General features: G+C 50.7%; 18 protein-coding genes. 5 read left to right on the plus strand and 13 right to left on the minus strand.

The window, feature by feature from the left end; genetic code table 11:
* Nucleotides 1-26 precede the first annotated feature (26 nt).
* From tnpA to BU251_RS03405, 5 genes are all read left to right on the plus strand, one after another.
* A complete protein-coding gene (gene tnpA / locus BU251_RS03385) occupies nt 27-455 on the plus strand; it encodes an IS200/IS605 family transposase (RefSeq protein WP_128699495.1) in 429 nt (142 codons plus the stop codon).
* Between the two features lie 77 nt (nt 456-532).
* A complete protein-coding gene (locus BU251_RS03390) occupies nt 533-2,494 on the plus strand; it encodes an efflux RND transporter permease subunit (RefSeq protein WP_228767848.1) in 1,962 nt (653 codons plus the stop codon).
* A gap of 99 nt (nt 2,495-2,593) precedes the next feature.
* Nucleotides 2,594-2,896, plus strand: a complete 303-nt coding sequence (locus BU251_RS03395) for a PG0541 family transporter-associated protein (RefSeq protein WP_128699497.1) — start codon at nt 2,594-2,596, stop codon at nt 2,894-2,896.
* 254 nt (nt 2,897-3,150) lie between these two features.
* A complete protein-coding gene (locus BU251_RS03400; RefSeq protein ID WP_128699498.1) occupies nt 3,151-4,119 on the plus strand; it encodes a hypothetical protein in 969 nt (322 codons plus the stop codon).
* A 128-nt stretch (nt 4,120-4,247) separates the two neighbouring features.
* The gene (locus BU251_RS03405; RefSeq protein WP_228767840.1) at nt 4,248-4,682 is read left to right on the plus strand and encodes a type IV pilin protein; all 435 of its coding nucleotides are present in this window, start codon (nt 4,248-4,250) and stop codon (nt 4,680-4,682) included.
* Nucleotides 4,683-5,262: 580 nt separating this feature from the next.
* On the opposite strand, the gene BU251_RS09625 is transcribed toward BU251_RS03405, so the two are convergent.
* The 13 genes from BU251_RS09625 to BU251_RS03465 all read right to left on the minus strand — a co-directional run bounded on the left by BU251_RS09625 (nt 5,263) and on the right by BU251_RS03465 (nt 14,693).
* Nucleotides 5,263-5,787: a DinB/UmuC family translesion DNA polymerase gene (locus BU251_RS09625; RefSeq protein WP_128699499.1), complete on the minus strand. Its 525-nt coding sequence runs from the start codon at nt 5,785-5,787 to the stop codon at nt 5,263-5,265.
* 534 nt (nt 5,788-6,321) lie between these two features.
* A complete protein-coding gene (locus BU251_RS03415) occupies nt 6,322-6,804 on the minus strand; it encodes a hypothetical protein (protein ID WP_128699500.1) in 483 nt (160 codons plus the stop codon).
* Nucleotides 6,805-7,085: 281 nt separating this feature from the next.
* The gene (locus BU251_RS03420; protein ID WP_128699501.1) at nt 7,086-7,409 is read right to left on the minus strand and encodes a hypothetical protein; all 324 of its coding nucleotides are present in this window, start codon (nt 7,407-7,409) and stop codon (nt 7,086-7,088) included.
* A gap of 69 nt (nt 7,410-7,478) precedes the next feature.
* Nucleotides 7,479-7,961 carry a hypothetical protein gene (locus tag BU251_RS09515; RefSeq protein WP_228767841.1) on the minus strand — a complete coding sequence of 161 codons (483 nt, stop codon included), beginning with the start codon at nt 7,959-7,961 and terminating at the stop codon, nt 7,479-7,481.
* 101 nt (nt 7,962-8,062) lie between these two features.
* Complete coding sequence (locus BU251_RS03430) at nt 8,063-9,325, minus strand: DEAD/DEAH box helicase (RefSeq protein WP_128699502.1); 1,263 nt, start codon at nt 9,323-9,325, stop codon at nt 8,063-8,065.
* Nucleotides 9,326-9,430: 105 nt separating this feature from the next.
* A complete protein-coding gene (locus BU251_RS03435; protein ID WP_128699187.1) occupies nt 9,431-9,631 on the minus strand; it encodes a cold-shock protein in 201 nt (66 codons plus the stop codon).
* Nucleotides 9,632-9,840: 209 nt separating this feature from the next.
* Nucleotides 9,841-11,307 (minus strand): amidophosphoribosyltransferase, encoded by a 1,467-nt coding sequence (locus tag BU251_RS03440; RefSeq protein WP_128699503.1) that lies wholly within the window; start codon nt 11,305-11,307, stop codon nt 9,841-9,843.
* Between the two features lie 75 nt (nt 11,308-11,382).
* Nucleotides 11,383-11,562, minus strand: coding sequence for a hypothetical protein (locus BU251_RS03445; RefSeq protein WP_128699504.1), 180 nt, complete (start codon nt 11,560-11,562; stop codon nt 11,383-11,385).
* 9 nt (nt 11,563-11,571) lie between these two features.
* Entirely contained in the window at nt 11,572-12,510 is a 939-nt protein-coding gene (locus tag BU251_RS03450) for a proline iminopeptidase-family hydrolase (protein ID WP_128699505.1), read from the minus strand.
* A 5-nt stretch (nt 12,511-12,515) separates the two neighbouring features.
* The gene (locus tag BU251_RS03455; protein ID WP_164908841.1) at nt 12,516-13,184 is read right to left on the minus strand and encodes a ubiquinone/menaquinone biosynthesis methyltransferase; all 669 of its coding nucleotides are present in this window, start codon (nt 13,182-13,184) and stop codon (nt 12,516-12,518) included.
* Between the two features lie 28 nt (nt 13,185-13,212).
* Complete coding sequence (locus BU251_RS09400; protein WP_164908842.1) at nt 13,213-13,362, minus strand: hypothetical protein; 150 nt, start codon at nt 13,360-13,362, stop codon at nt 13,213-13,215.
* A 20-nt stretch (nt 13,363-13,382) separates the two neighbouring features.
* Nucleotides 13,383-13,712 (minus strand): pyrimidine dimer DNA glycosylase/endonuclease V, encoded by a 330-nt coding sequence (locus BU251_RS03460; protein ID WP_128699507.1) that lies wholly within the window; start codon nt 13,710-13,712, stop codon nt 13,383-13,385.
* 15 nt (nt 13,713-13,727) lie between these two features.
* Nucleotides 13,728-14,693: a DUF748 domain-containing protein gene (locus BU251_RS03465; RefSeq protein WP_128699508.1), complete on the minus strand. Its 966-nt coding sequence runs from the start codon at nt 14,691-14,693 to the stop codon at nt 13,728-13,730.
* Nucleotides 14,694-14,871: the final 178 nt, after the last annotated feature.

Raw genomic sequence — 14,871 nt, forward strand, 5'->3', positions numbered from 1 at the left:
TCCGGAGGTTATGATATACTGAATCCATGCGATTAAAGCGATCCGCCCACGCGGTCTATCAGACGCAGTACCACATTGTATGGGTTACCCGGTATAGACGAAAAATCCTCAACAAGGGTGTCGCCAAGTACCTGAGAACGAAACTTCAAGAGGCATGCGAGTATTATCCTGATTGGGAGTATATGGCGATCGGGATCGCCGAAGACCATCTGCATCTGCACATGGTCATTCCGCCGAAATACGCTGTGAGCATGGTTGTTGAGACATTGAAGAAAAATACGTCCCGGGAGCTGAGCTTGAAGTTTCGTTTCCTCAAGAAGTTCTACTGGGACAATGAGGGTATGTGGTCCACGGGATTTTTCGTCTCAACAGTAGGCGTCAATGAGGGTGTCATCAAGAAGTACGTTGAGATGCAAGGCAAGGAAGACACAGGACAAGCGGAGCTTGGCTTTTAACAGAACCCCGCCTGTAAAGGCGGGGGAATCTATTCACCTTTGTCTATCTATTTTTAAGCGGCAAGACCATCAACACGATCAGTCTTTCTTCCGTTGCCATTGCGAGCGGCATGGTCGTAGATAATGCCATCGTCATTGTCGATAATATCCATCGCCGTCTGGAGAAGGGAAACAGGCCGCAAGAAGCGGCGATCTTCGGAGCCAACGAGATGTTCCTGGCGATTGCCGCCTCGACGATGACAACCGTTGTGGTCTTTTTGCCCATGTTGTTCATTTCGGGTGTTGTCGGTATCATGTTTGGTGAATTGGCGATCATCGTTATCGTAACTCTCCTGGCGTCTCTCTTTACGGCCGTTACTTTCAGCCCGATGCTTTGCGCCAAATGGTTAAGAGTAAGTTCTCCGTCGCAGAAAAAACAAGGCATCTTCGCGAAGTTTTATGATTTTTCCGAGAAGATCTTTACTTCATGGGAAAATTTCTATGCTCATGCTCTTGAGCGGTGTCTGAGGCATAGGAAATTTACCTTGATCGGCTTTTCCATTGTGTTTGCATGCAGTCTTCTGTTGGCGCCTTTTGTCGGCAATGAATTCATTCCTGAGGAGGATTCCGGCGACGTCAGGGTGACAGTCGAGCTTCCTATCGGGACCCGGGTCGAAGAGTCTGACAAGGTGGCAAAAAGAATCGAAGATATTTTTGTCAAAGAGGCGCCAGAGAGACGATATCTATTCGTTAGGAGCGGCCAGGTAGCCGGTATCGGCAGGACGTCTGGTCAGGCGGCCGGAAGCCATGTTGTTTCTGCCGGCGTCAAGCTTGTGTCCAAAACAGAACGAAAGCGTTCCGTCAAGGAAGTCGGCCAGGTTATAAGAAAGCAGATCGCCAAGATCCCGGGTGTCCTGAAGGTGGATATCACGACAGGCAACCCTCTGGGGCAGTTGATCACGGGAACGGGGGGCAAGAGCATCCAGGTTGAGATCATCGGTCATTCTTTTGAGGCGACGGATGCCGTTGCCAACCAACTCAAAAATATCATGGAGAAGGTCCCCGGCGCTGTCGATGTCTCCATCTCGCGCGAGCTGAAGCGGCCTGAACTGGTCATCAAGGTCGACAGAGAAAAGATAGGGGTCCTAGGGATTGATATGGAAACGATCGCCGACAGTGTTAAGACTTATATCGAAGGCTCGGTGGCAACAAAATACCGTGAAAAAGGCGAGACCTATGATATCTATGTCAGGCTGGAGGAGTCCAACCGCCAAAAGATCGAAGATGTTGAGAATCTGGCCATCGCATCGCCTTATTCCGGCAAGCAGATAAGACTGGGCAATATCGCGACGATCTCGGAGACCGTTGGTCCCGAAGAGATCGAGCGCCAGAACCGCGAAAGAGTGGTGCGTGTTTCCTGCAATACTTTTAATAGGTCATCCGGGAAAGTCATTGAGGATATCAAAAAGGAAACAGACAAGATGGTATTGCCGGCCGGCATCTATATAAATTTCGGCGGCGAGGCGGAAGAGCAAACCAAGGCTTTTAGGGATCTGGCCCTTCTTTTGGCCTTGGGTATTATCCTCGTCTATATGGTTATGGCGGCTCAGTTCGAATCTCTGCTGGACCCTTTTATTATCATGTTTGCGGTGCCTTTTACATTTACGGGCGTTATTCTCGGTCTTTTGGTGACCCGCAGCACATTGAACGTTATCAGTTTTCTTGGCGTTGTTATGTTGATGGGCATTGTCGTCAATAATGCCATCGTTTTGATCAGTTATATCAATATCCTGCGCGCCCGCGGAATGTCGATGGAGCAGGCCATCACCCAGGGCGGCAAAGAGAGACTGCGGCCCGTCCTGATGACGACGATCACGACCCTTGTCGGTCTCCTGCCGTTGGCTCTTTCGAGAGGCGAGGGTTCGGAGAGCTGGCAGCCTTTGGGTGTGACTATGGTTGGGGGGCTGCTGGTATCTACGTTTATTACGATGCTTTTTGTCCCTATACTGTATGCCGTTTTTGAGAATAGGCTCAAGAAGAATGGAGGGGCGAAATCATGAATCCCGTTAGACAAAGTTTTTGATGGGATGATATGAAGATTGAGCCACAGGAGTGCCAAAAAAGGAAATTTCGGCGAACAGAGAAAAGGTGGTGGAGATATGTCTAACGGGATGAAGATGGTCATGATCTGTTATAACGAAGCCATTGACGCCGAGGTGATGGAGGCCTTGCGAGTGTGTTCTTTAAAAAATTATACAAAGGTTATTGGTGTTTTCGGCAGCGGAGAGACATCGGGGATTCATCTGGGAAATGATATCTGGCCTGGGAAAAACAATGTTCTTTATGTGGCCTGCGAAGATAAAGACGGTGCGCGTCTCCTTGCCTGTGTCAAAGAGCTGCGCAAACAGATCGGAAAAGAAGGCGTCAAAGCGTTCGTCCTTCCTCTGGAAGATCTTAGCTGAAATACCAAGATCCCCCACTCTTATTTTGCAGGTTGCCGATTTCCACGATCCCTGCGCACTAATAAAATTCCTTTTACAAAAGTTTGTTTATTGAGTAAACTATTTTTGTGCGTTTTGCTTCTTCCTTAGAAAAAAGGAGTCCCAGACTTAAAGTCTGGGGGGGGGGGATTCTACGGAAGTAAACTTTTTTGCAAGACGTTCGTCTAAACAGACGCAAGGATTTTTGGGTGTTCGTGGCGAAAAAAGGAGGAATTATGAGAAAAAGAATGATTCTGCTGTGCATGAGCGCAGGTGTCTTGTGTTTGACGGGCACCTTGGCTATGGCGCAGGAAGACGAGACGACCTCCGATTCCGGTACGAATCTGAAACAAGAAATCGGCTCTGACAAGCAGGAGCTGAAAGGGCAGCAGGACCAGATCAGGCAGAACGCCCAGTCTGCCAGGCAGGAAGAGAAAAATCTGCGAGACCAGATCCATCAGGCTGTGCAGTCCGGCGATGAGGAGACGGCCAAGCAGCTTCGTCAGCAGCTTCACGAAGTTCATCAGGGGAATATCCAGCAACGCCAGCAAGATATGGAAGATTTGCAATCATCACGCCAGGAATTGAAAGAGGACATTAAGGGTGCGCGTGAGGAAAGAGGGAATCGGCCCCCAAGAAGAGGGCCCGTTGGGGAACAGCCGCCAGGCGGTCAGGTGTCTTCGGGAGAAGGGGCGCCAGGACTGCAAGGACCGGAAGGGGGCTATAGACATCGCCCTCCCAGAGAATTTCGTGAGGGCCCCCGCGATCTGAGGGAAGACCGTAGGGACAGAAGAGAGGATGTCCGTGACCGGCGGGAAGACAGATGGGACAGGAGGGAAGATGTCCGTGACCATAAGGAGGATGTCCGGGATCGCAGGGAGGATATTCGTGATCGCAAGGAAGACGCCTGGGATGCCAGACACAATCCCCCTAAAGGCACGGAGGCTTGGAAGAGAGATAAGATGGAAGACATCCGCGACCGGCGGGAGGATGTAGCGGACCGTCGCGAAGACAAGCGCGATCATAAAGAAGACAGGATTGATCGGCGCGAAGATAGGCGCGACAGGCATGAAGACGTGCGCGACAGGAAAGAAGATGTTCGCGACAAGCGGCATCATTCCGGAAGTCCTGCAAAAAAGGGGAGTCCGAAATCCATGTCTGGTAAAAGTGACAAAAATCCCAAGAAGTACAAACCAGTTGAATAGCCCGGAATGGGACTAAAAACAAGATAATACAAGATGATAAGAGAAGAAAAAGCCCCCTGAGGAACGAGGGGGCTTTTTCTTGCCGAAAGCATTTACTTCTTGGCAGCGATTTCGTATAATATGTGCCTATGGAGATGAAAAAAATTGACCATAAAGGGTTCACGCTGGTTGAGATCCTGATTGTTGTCGCCATCATTGTCACGGTGGCCGCCATCGCGATCCCAAATCTTGTCAGGGCTAGGATCAATGCCAATGAGGCGTCTGCCGTAGCTTCTTTGAAAACGTTGACGTCCGCGGCAGAGGCTTTTAGGATGGCTCAGATTCCGGCAAGATTTCCAGGGAATCTAAGCGAAATGAGCGGGACAGAGCCGCCTTTTATCGATGTGGTTCTTGCCAGCGGCAATAAGTCTGGTTACAGTTTTGCTTGGACAGGGGGCACGAATACCTATTCCGTTGTTGCCGCACCCCAGACTCCTAATGTGACAGGCGTCCGGGAGTTTTTCCTGGATCAATCCGGTGTCATCAGGGTCGGCAACACCTCATCAGGAGCGCCCATCGAATAGCCTTTGTATAATCGAGATAATGGTTGGAAAAACGGCCTTTTTTAAGGCCGTTTTTTGTTGTATTTTTTGTTTCTTTTGTGGAACAAGAAAGCCATTAGGCTAGTTCTTAAAGATTGCTTGAAGGAGGCAGAAAACGAAAAAATAAGCGATTTTTTTGAAGGTCGGTGTAGCCCTAAAGAAATTATAACCTTTTGGTGTTTTTTGAAGGTTGTCTGCCCGGCTAAAATCATCCGGCATGATTTTCTTTGTCCCATCGATTTATATTTTTTCCTCATAGTTTATCTCTATATTTTTGATCTAAAGATTTTGGATAAAAGGGATATTTATCTGGCAAAAATTCAATCTGGAAGCTCTAAAAACAGCTTTATTTTACCATAAAAACAAATCTCTGCAAGTTCCTATAATATATATTATGTTAACTTGAGCATATATGAAAGATTGACGCAGACAAGCGGTATTATAATAGGTTATGAAAAATGATATTCAGACACTTATTTTGAGTATTTGGTTTTACCTGGTTTTAATTCCTTTAAAATATGTCCCAAAAGCCCTACTTTATCTTACTCGGGATGAATTCCGGTCAGGACGGCCGGTGAGATGGTCTAGCCGCCATATCTGGCGTTGATTTTATCCTGGGCCATGAGGAGGGCCTCCCTTCTTTTTTGTTCAGGCAACAAGGGAGGGGTTTCATCAAAAACGAGGCCGGAGAGGGTGACACCGAGGGCTCTGACAGGCCTAAAAATGCCCTTCTTTTGGCCAAAAATGGCCCTAGAATGCATGAATATCTCCCAGCCGTTAAAAGGGGTATTGAAAAGGTTTTTTGTCTTACAAAAGACTCATTTTTGGAATTGATCCATAGGCTGATGGTCTTTCCTTGGCACCTGTTTTTTCTGGCGCGCCGGGCGACCATTTCTGACAGCATTCTGAGCCATGAAAAGACAACATTCCGGTTACATATTTCTGCTGACAGCGTGTAGGAATGGCCGATGGATTTTAGAGGTTCGGCTGTGTCGGTTGCGCCTTTTCTGTAGGATGGATTTCCATCTGTCCTTAAAGCTTGGTACAGCCAGGATCCAACGGTCCGGCCGAAATTCGCAACCAGCATGCTTTCGGGTGTGGTTTTAAGCTGGCCGCAGATGGAACAGGCTGATCCAAAACCTCCTTTATTTATGTATTTATGCGTTTTTTATCCGCCTTCGCGCAGCCGCCTTGGACGATCCAGAGCCTCTGGCGGGAAAATCATGGGCGTGAACTCGTGGATGCCCGCCGGCTGTCAGCCGGCGAGGTCTCGGCAACGGCGGAAATGCAGACAGGCACTACGGGCTCGCCTCTCGGCAAAGCCGAGGGCTGTAAAGCCGCGGGGGCTCCATAGTTTTTCCAAGCTCCAAGGGGCGGTCCGAAAATGGGGTCCAGGCTGTGCGGATGCCCGATTGAATTCTTCGATACTTACACAGTTCTACAAAGGGTGAGAATTCTGCAACGGATCGGATATTTTGTAGGTATATCTGGGGAGGAATCGTGATTCTTTGTGTTGGACGCCGCGGTGGTGGGTACCTGAAGAATGCCACACATTTGTGTGGATATCAAGGCAGGTAAGGAATGGGTTTACATTTGTGCTTCTCTCCTTTTTTTCTTTCTTTTAAAAAGCCGCCTTTTTGGCCGTATTCAGCATAAAATTAATCACGCGGTTGCTGACGCCTTCCTTGACCAGCGTGCTGACTTCTTCGGCTGTGAGCTTGAAGACGGCGCGCGTTATGGCGATCTTGTCAATGATGACGTCATCGTTGATTCCGGCTTTGCTCAAAAAGATGATGTCTGAAATGCCAAGTTTTTCCTGATCTGAAAAGATCGCTTGTTTCGGCTGGACTTCGATTGTCTTTTCGATTGTCTTGATGACGGTTTGCGTATAAACGCGGGTGTGAGGCCTGGGAGGCCAGTAATAATATCCGTGAGGATAGTGACCGTAGTTGGTGTAGAAAAGACGGTCTCTTCCATGTCTCTTGCCGTAGATAGGTCTGTCTGCGTTGGTGAAACCAAGACTGACGACATAGTCTGCCCTTGCCGCAGGAACGCACGTGAAAAACACTGCCATGACGATCAGAATGCCTGCCCTTTTTTTCATAATTTTCTCCCCTTATTTACCCCGTTAGAGAAAGCCGCCGTTTTCAAGCGGCGGTTACCCCGATTGAAGTCGACGGTGGTCTAAAACCACTATCAGCGTAGACCGGTTGTAGAACAGACTTCCCTGATGGGGGTTTCCTTATGATGTTTTATATATTAGACGATTTCAGGGGTGAAAGGTTTACCTTTGCTTAGGTATTTTTAGTTGCTTAGGTATTTTTAGTTCGTATCTGCAAAAAAGGATGGCCGGAAGGGGCAGGATGAAATATCGATCGGGAGCAGTCAGATATCTGAAAGTTTCTTTTGGGTGCTCATCAATTGGAGCCGGTCTTTTGTATCCCAGCGCGTCTGATTGAGTTCTTTTTCCTTTTGATCCTGCAGGAGGGTCTCATGGGATTGGAGGGTTTTTATTTTCTCGTTGTTCTTTTCCAGTAAGGACCTGTAACCCGCTCCTTGCTGTTGGGTGTGGATGGGCGCGATGTCTTTCTGCGATTCTTCGTATTTAATGGTCCCCGTAGAGGCTAACCAGATCAGAAGAAAACCAAGAGATAGAAACGATACGACACCTATGGAAATGAGTAGCCAGTTTGGGAGCTTGTTTTCCATTGCAGTGCTTTTTAGAGAGGCCTTTTGCCGATTTTTTCAGAAGGTGGACAAGTTTACAAGAGAATCAATCTAGGCAATGATCTTATAGACTTTGTCGTGTTCGTGGACAGGATGCGCTACTTTGATGCCGACAGCATCGCCTTTTTTGGCTTCTTTGACATCGGCATGCTCGATCTGCATGGATTCCACCTTTTGCATGAAATCATCGTGCGCGCCTTTGATATGGATCGTCTCTCCGGCTTTGAGGGTATCGTTCAGGGCGATGATGCCGACGGAGACCTTCCCGAAATAGTGCGAGATGACGCCGATTTCTTTTTCTGCCATGGTTCCTCCCTTTTGTTCACGTTTCCCTGTTTTGCCGCCACGAAGCTCTTCAAAGAAAAGGATGATGATTTTTCCCAGGAGCCAAATGGAGAAGATGACCAGGGCGAGGACAATGAGGATCCTTAAGAATAGAACGAGAAGCATCAAAAACGGAAAGAGGATGATGCCGGCGCATAGCAGGAAACCGAGGACAAAAAGAAAAAGCAGGCCTATCAGGAAAGCTTTCATGGTCCCTCCTTTTGCGGTGACGTTCCAGCTTTTACTATTTATCAGAAATGTCTCTTTGTCAAGGGGTGATCTTGGAGGAACGTCCGGAGGGCGGTGCGGGGTCAGCGGTGATGGGAAAACCGTCTGCCGGCATGATGATGGTGTCCGGATGGTTTGCCCTGGGGTTTGTGTCTGGCCGCCTGTGACTCCTGGGTAAACTCTTCCGAGGGGATCTCCGGATGCCGTGAAACAGGCAGCGTTGCCCGTATCAGTTTTTCGATATCCCGCACGTCCCGGCTCTGGTCGGGCGTGGCAAAGGAGATGGCATGCCCTTTTTGTCCGGCCCTGGCTGTGCGGCCGATGCGGTGGACATAGTTTTCCGCGTCTTCGGGCAGGTCGTAATTGACGACCACCTCGATCCCCGAAACATCGATGCCCCTGGCGGCAATATCCGTTGCTACCAAGATCCTGTATCTTCCGGATTTGAAGCCTTCCAGGGCTTCGCGTCGTTGGTTGAGGGAACGGTCAGAATGGATCTCGGCTGCGCGGTGCCCCATCCCGCGGATGGATTGTGTGATCTTGTGCGCATAATGTTTGGTGCGGGAGAATAACAGGACCGAACCACGGTATTGCCTCAACAGCTTGTCCAGAAGCTTCATCTTGGTTTCTTTTTTGACGATGAATAATTCCTGCGTGACACGCTCGGCGACGGTCCCGGAGACGGCGATCTCGACGCTCACGGGCAGTTTCATGTGATGCGTCGCCATTTCCATGATCTCTTTGGGCATGGTGGCGGAGAAGAGCATGGTCTGCCTCTGTTTGGGGATGTATTTCAGGATCATGTTGATCTGGGGAGCAAAACCCATGTCCAGCATGCGGTCGGCTTCGTCGAGGACGAGCATGGTGACATCGTCGAGGATGATGTGCCATTGCCTCATGTGGTCGAGAAGTCTGCCTGGTGTCGCGATGACGATGCGCGGGTTTTTATGCAGGGCTACCGTTTGGGGTTCCATGGGCGCGCCTCCGATCAGACAGGCTGTTCTCATGTTGAAGGGGTGCGCAAGGACGCCGAAGGCTTCATCGATCTGGATCGCGAGTTCACGGGTAGGCGCCAGGATCAGGCCCATGCCTTTTGTCTGACTGAGGCGCTGGATCATGGGAATAGCGAAAGAATGGGTTTTGCCTGTTCCCGTCTGCGCGATCCCGACGACATCCTTACCTTCCATAGCTAAAGGGATCGCCTTTCGCTGGATAGGCGTGGGGGTAATGAAATGGATGCGTTTGAGGATATCGAGGATGCCCGGGGCGATGCCCAGTCCATAAAAACTATCAGGGGACGCAGCAGGCTCCTGGGGGGTTTTGTTTGTCGTTGAATGATTTGTCATCTTGGAAAATCTCCTTTGAGGAAAAAGCACGGCAGGATAGGGTGTGAAGAGAAAGAAATAAAGCCCGGCATCACGCGGACGCCGGGCTTTAAGCGTGGTTAAAGATTACAGCTTGACGACGTTAACCGCCTGCTCGCCCTTGGGGCCCTGTTCGATGTCGAACTCGACCTGCTGACCTTCATCCAAAGACTTGTAACCTTCGCCCTTGATCGCGGTGTGATGCACGAAGACATCCTTGCCGTTTTCAGGGGTGATGAATCCGTAACCCTTCTGGTTACTGAACCACTTCACAACTCCTTTTGCCATAGCTTGTTACCTCCTTTTCTTAAAATTATAGTAAACCCCGTTAGAAATCCTGTTCACTTTTACCTGTTTGCGGGATCTCCAACGGGGTAATAATGACACAGATAAAAAACCGCAAGGTTAGATTTCTCCTCCTTGCGGCCTGAAGACTTCTAATCTTTGTTTACTACGGAACTCATTATAGCAAGCTTTCCGTTTTTGTCAAATAATATTTATTTTTGTTTTTTTGTCGTTTCCTTGCCCGCTTCAGCTGATCTTTTATGCGTCGCCGCCTCAGCCGGATATTCGCCGGTCCAGCAATAAAGGCAGAGCTTTTCTTTCGGCAGGCCGATGGCCTTGATCATGTCGTCGATGGTCAGATACCGTAAGGTCGTCACTTCCAGGTCCCGGGCGATCCACTCTACCATCTTGGCATATTTCTCGGAATGCGGCACCAGATATTCCGAGATATCCTCGATATCGCGGCCTTCGATGGCCCGGATGGCGCGGCGGGCGACCAGCTCCTGCGTGGTGCGCGTCGAGAGGCAAAAACGGCATGGAAATAGCAGCGGTGGACAGGCCGGCCGGACATGGACCTCCTTGGCGCCGCAATCCCAGAGCTTGCGGATGGCGAAATTTTTCAGTTGCGTGCCTCGGACGATGGAGTCTTCGCAGACGATCATGCGGTTGCCTTCGATGATGGAACGGATCGGGATGAGTTTCATCTTGGCGACAAGGTCGCGGGTTTCCTGTGATGGCGGCGTGTAACTGCGGCCGTAGCCGGCCGTATATTTCACAAGGGGCCTGCGGTAAGGCTTTTTGGATTCCATGGCGTAGCCGATAGCATGGCCGACGCCCGAATCCGGCACGCCTGAGACGACGTCTGCTTCGATGTCTTTGTCTTGTCGCGCCAGCGCCTGGCCGCAGCGTTCGCGTACGAGCTCCACGCCGATGTTTTCATAACTGGACGCCGGGAATCCCGTATAGATCCACAGGAACGTGCAGATTTGCTGGTTGGGGCGTCCGGGCGTGCGGCTGACGAGGCCGTTGTTTTCGTTCAATAAGATAATTTCTCCCGGGGCGAGGAACTTGACGGTTTCAAACCCCAGATTCGTGAAAGCGGTTGTTTCGCTTGCGACCGCCCACATGCCGTCGTTTTTTCCGAGCGCCAAAGGGGTATACCCTTTGCGGTCGCGAGCGGCATAGATGCCGTCTTCATGAAGGATCAGAAGCGAACAGGATCCCTGTATTTTTTCGAACATGCTTTCGATGCCATGGATCAGGTTGTCGCCGGTCGTGATGAGTTTGGCGATAAGCTCGGATGTATTGACCCCTGTGCGGCTGGGTTCGCTGAAGGATATCCCTTTCTCCAGGAGGTCCTGCACGAGGTCTTCTTTGTTTTCGATGAAGCCGGCCGTCACAATAAAGAACGAACCAAAACGTGAATGCGTAAAGATCGGCTGTTCGTCCGTGTCGCTGATGGCGCCTATCCCCTTTTTGCCGTTCATCTGATGGTGGTCTTCGAAGAATTTGGATTTGAACTGCGTTTGATTGATTGCGTGGATTTTGTGATGGAATTTCTCGCCCAAGACGGCCATGCCTCCGAATTCCGTCCCGAGGTGGGAGTGGTAATCCGTTCCGTAAAACAGGGCCTGATTGCAGTTCTCGTTGCTGGAAATGACGCCGAAGAGTCCGCTCATAACAAGTACTCCTTTGTATTTGTGTCTGCGCGTGATGCCGTCTGGCGCCTCTGGTGAAGAGGTCCAGCGGCGGGGTTAATCTTTCGTCAGCTCGCTGATTTTTTCTTCGATCTTCTTTTTATGTTTGTATTCCTCATTGAGAAGGTCCGAGAGAAGATCGGCGATCTCCGGATGAGCGTTGGTGAGTTTTTTATAGAGCGCGATGGAACCATTTTCTTTCTCCAGAGCGAGCTTCAGGGCTTCTATGGCCAGCATGGTCCCTCCTTATGTTGCGGCGACGTTGGTGGATGAAAAAAGACGCTTTGTCTGCGCGCAGGATCTTTTCTTTTCTTCCGTCGACCGCAGAAAGGCCCGCAGCAGGTCCGTGTAGTCATGTTTTTTTTCGAGGTAGTGCATATGCGACGCATCTTCAAAAATGACCATGCGGCCGTTCGGCAGGAGGCTGCGGTAATGGTTCGTGGTTTCGACAGACGCTTCGTCATAGCGTCCGCAGGTCAATAAGACGGGAATGCGGATATCCCTGAGCATGGCCGTGCAATCGGCATTTTTAAGGGTTCCGCGGATCGTGAATTCGCTCGGCCCCCACATCCTGCCGTAAATATCCATGTTGAGTTTTTTAAAGGCTTTCTTCAGGCATGCGGGCCAGGGTTGGAGACGGCAGACGTGGCGTTGGTAATAGGCCGTCATGGCCTCTTGGTATTCCGGCGTATCGAATGATGCATCCTTCTCGGCATTAAGAATGATGTTTCTGATCTCCGCAGGGAATTGTTCGATGCAGCGTCGCTGGTCCTTGTGCCACAGGGACGAGCTGAGATAGGGCCCAGAAAGGGTCAGACTGAGAATGCCCTTTGGGTGTTTGAGCCCAAGGTAAGTGACGGCGAGCATCGTTCCCCAGGAGGCGCCCATGAGGTGAAACCTTTTGAGTTTTAGCGCCCGGCGTAGTTCGGCAAGTTCTTCAACAAAGCGCTCAATGGTCCAGAGCGCCGGGTCGTTGGGTTTTTCGGAGAGGCCGCAGCCCAGTTGGTCGTAGAAGACGACCGGCCGTTCGTCGGCCAGGGCCTCCAGGGGTTCTAGATAATCATGGGGCGAGCCGGGACCGCCGTGAAGTGTCACGAGGGGCGCCCTTGTTTTGTTTTTCCCGGCGATTTTATACCAGATTTTTCCTCCGGGTACGGCTATGAGACCTTTGGAATATGCGGACATTGTCGTTAGGGTTTTACGGCGACGTAAAGATGCGCGCCGGCGCCTAGGTATCGTGTCGTGACGTCGCTCAGGGCCGCTTCCCTCATCATGGAGCAGACCTCTTGGGGGGACAGGAACGATATGATGGAAGAAGCCAGATAGGCGTAAGCCTCGGCCGATCGGCTCATCCATCCCCCGATGATGGGCACGATACGGCTAATGTAGAAGCGGACAGGTGCCGAAAAAATATTTTTTTTCGGCGGGGAAAATTCCAGGATCAGGATCTTCCCTCTTTTTTTGGTGACGCGGCGCATTTCCCGGAGCCCCCGGCTGCGGTCCGGGATATTTCTGAAGCCGAACGCTGTGGCCGTGATATCGAAAGAAGAGTCTTCAAACGGCAAATCCAGCGCATTGCCGCGGCCAAGGAAGATGTCGGGCCGTCCACGCTTGGCGTTGATTTTCGCATTCCCGAGATCCAGCATGGCCGAAGAGAGATCGATGCCGGTGACGCGGCAGTGGGGTTGCGTGTTAAAAAAACTCAAGGCCAAGTCTGCGGTACCTGTGCAAATGTCGAGAATGCGGCTGCCGGCGCGCGGGCATGCGGCTTCTGCCGTTTGCCGGCGCCATTTCTCATCCAGTCCCCAGCTCAGGATTTTGTTGAGCAGGTCGTAGCGGCGGGCGATGGCAGAGAACATTTCTGTCGTTTCGTATGCCATCGTCTGTTTACGCGGTTTTTTTCCGTCGCCGCAGGGCCTTTTCCATGCGTGCGGCAGCCTGGGCCGCCGTCTTGCCTTCGGTCAGATGATCGCAGCAGATGGCAGCATATCCTTTACGGTTCTTGATCTTGAAAATATGCATCTTGGATTTTACCACGTCTCCCCCCCCATTTTTCGTTAGACGTCACAGTCACATTTTTTGAGCCTGAGGATATGAATTTGTTGATGAGACGAAGCGAGCAAGATATCCTGTTTATTCCTTCCTGTCGCCAACCGCGGGGGCAGAGGGCTGCGGTGGGCATAGTGTCTTTTGTCCATTTCTTTGACGAGCGCCTCATGCCTGAGGAAGAGCGCTCGAAGTTTTCCTTTCCAGCGCAGGGTTTCCGGATGCCGCGAGTATCCTTTTTTATGGCGCGTCAGGATGGACCAGACGGCATGGAGCTCCCGATGTTCTCCAAGAAGATGGTTGCGGCAGAGTCGGCATGGGTTGAGGTCCCAGATTCTCATGCTACAGGTTTGTCGCTATTTGAGCTTGTCCGAGATGCGTTGCAGGATTTCTCCGGCAGCCTGGGGTTGGGGTAAGAGCAGGCGTCTGGCCAGGATCACGATCTGTGTTGTTTTCTCCGTTACGCTTTGGATCTTGATGGTTACGTCATTTTTATCGATGAGGGCCTTGATGGTTCCGTTTGTCTTGTCTTCTGATTTGATTTCTCCGAGCGTTTTAACAGTGCCCAAAGCCACCGTATAGACTTTTTCGAAAGGAATATCGAAATTGTCCTGAGCGCTGTCTTTGCCCATCAGGGTGATGGCAACGCCTGCCGGCAGGAAACCGACGCCTAAAATGGAGCTGACGGCGTAGATGTTGGCGCTTTTGATGGCCGTATTTTTCATGGCTTCCGAGAGGATGAGCGCAACAAGCTGTTGGGCGCTGGTGATATTGCGATACGTCTTTTGTTTGTAACCCAGGTCATAGATCTGGATCTTTGGTGTTTCGCCTTTGGAGTAATCTTTATAGACGATTTTCCCGATGCTGAGTTTTAAAAGATCGATCTGCAGGGGGAGTTGTCCTGTCGGTTGTTTTCGCGTCGTTTCTCCTTTTGGCCTTTGCGGCGCTTCGGCGACCTTGAGGGCATCCACGTTCATCTTTCCTTCCTTGTCCTTGATGATCACGAGCTCTTTGAGCGCGATCTCAATTTCTTTGAAGTGGATCTTTTTTTTGAGGATGTCGCCGAGGACAAACGCAACGTGGACGGTAGGCATATCGACGAAGAGCTCTTTGGGGAATCCGGGCGGGTTGTAAAGTTTGAAACCTTTGATGGTGACGGTTTGTCTGATGACGCCCAGAGAGAAGCTGTCAATGGATACAGGTGCGCCCGTAACCTGAGTTGTAGTTATGGTAACGGTGTTCTTGATGATCTGGTCCCTGAGGACGGCGATGACCGGCAGGGCGATGAGAACGATAACCACAATCAGGAGAATCTTTTTCATGGGGCGACCTCCCTTTAGGGTGGGGGAAATGTTTTCTGCAACTAAAGTGGAGTATAAAGGACTTTATGGACGAGGTCAACTTGTTTTCTTGGATGGATTTGCCGTTCGAAAATCCAAATTCGCAGTCTTTCAAGGAGGCGCGAGGTTTCTTCCCTGGAGACCTGCGCATCGTAAGATA

Source organism: Candidatus Velamenicoccus archaeovorus (genome assembly GCF_004102945.1).
GTDB classification, from domain to species: Bacteria; Omnitrophota; Gorgyraeia; order Velamenicoccales; family Velamenicoccaceae; genus Velamenicoccus; species Velamenicoccus archaeovorus.

Excerpts from the sequence above, each read along its gene's own strand:
- BU251_RS03420 (WP_128699501.1), bottom strand. The coding sequence starts at position 7,409 with ATGGAAAACAAGCTCCCAAACTGGCTACTCATTTCCATAGGTGTCGTA.
- BU251_RS03400 (WP_128699498.1), top strand. The coding sequence starts at position 3,151 with ATGAGAAAAAGAATGATTCTGCTGTGCATGAGCGCAGGTGTCTTGTGT.
- BU251_RS09625 (WP_128699499.1), bottom strand. The coding sequence starts at position 5,787 with ATGCTGGTTGCGAATTTCGGCCGGACCGTTGGATCCTGGCTGTACCAA.
- BU251_RS03415 (WP_128699500.1), bottom strand. The coding sequence starts at position 6,804 with ATGAAAAAAAGGGCAGGCATTCTGATCGTCATGGCAGTGTTTTTCACG.
- BU251_RS09515 (WP_228767841.1), bottom strand. The coding sequence starts at position 7,961 with ATGAAAGCTTTCCTGATAGGCCTGCTTTTTCTTTTTGTCCTCGGTTTC.
- BU251_RS03405 (WP_228767840.1), top strand. The coding sequence starts at position 4,248 with ATGGAGATGAAAAAAATTGACCATAAAGGGTTCACGCTGGTTGAGATC.
- BU251_RS03395 (WP_128699497.1), top strand. The coding sequence starts at position 2,594 with ATGTCTAACGGGATGAAGATGGTCATGATCTGTTATAACGAAGCCATT.
- BU251_RS03455 (WP_164908841.1), bottom strand. The coding sequence starts at position 13,184 with ATGTTCTCTGCCATCGCCCGCCGCTACGACCTGCTCAACAAAATCCTG.
- BU251_RS03435 (WP_128699187.1), bottom strand. The coding sequence starts at position 9,631 with ATGGCAAAAGGAGTTGTGAAGTGGTTCAGTAACCAGAAGGGTTACGGA.
- BU251_RS03430 (WP_128699502.1), bottom strand. The coding sequence starts at position 9,325 with ATGACAAATCATTCAACGACAAACAAAACCCCCCAGGAGCCTGCTGCG.
- BU251_RS03440 (WP_128699503.1), bottom strand. The coding sequence starts at position 11,307 with ATGAGCGGACTCTTCGGCGTCATTTCCAGCAACGAGAACTGCAATCAG.
- BU251_RS03465 (WP_128699508.1), bottom strand. The coding sequence starts at position 14,693 with ATGAAAAAGATTCTCCTGATTGTGGTTATCGTTCTCATCGCCCTGCCG.
- BU251_RS03450 (WP_128699505.1), bottom strand. The coding sequence starts at position 12,510 with ATGTCCGCATATTCCAAAGGTCTCATAGCCGTACCCGGAGGAAAAATC.
- BU251_RS03445 (WP_128699504.1), bottom strand. The coding sequence starts at position 11,562 with ATGCTGGCCATAGAAGCCCTGAAGCTCGCTCTGGAGAAAGAAAATGGT.
- BU251_RS03460 (WP_128699507.1), bottom strand. The coding sequence starts at position 13,712 with ATGAGAATCTGGGACCTCAACCCATGCCGACTCTGCCGCAACCATCTT.
- tnpA (WP_128699495.1), top strand. The coding sequence starts at position 27 with ATGCGATTAAAGCGATCCGCCCACGCGGTCTATCAGACGCAGTACCAC.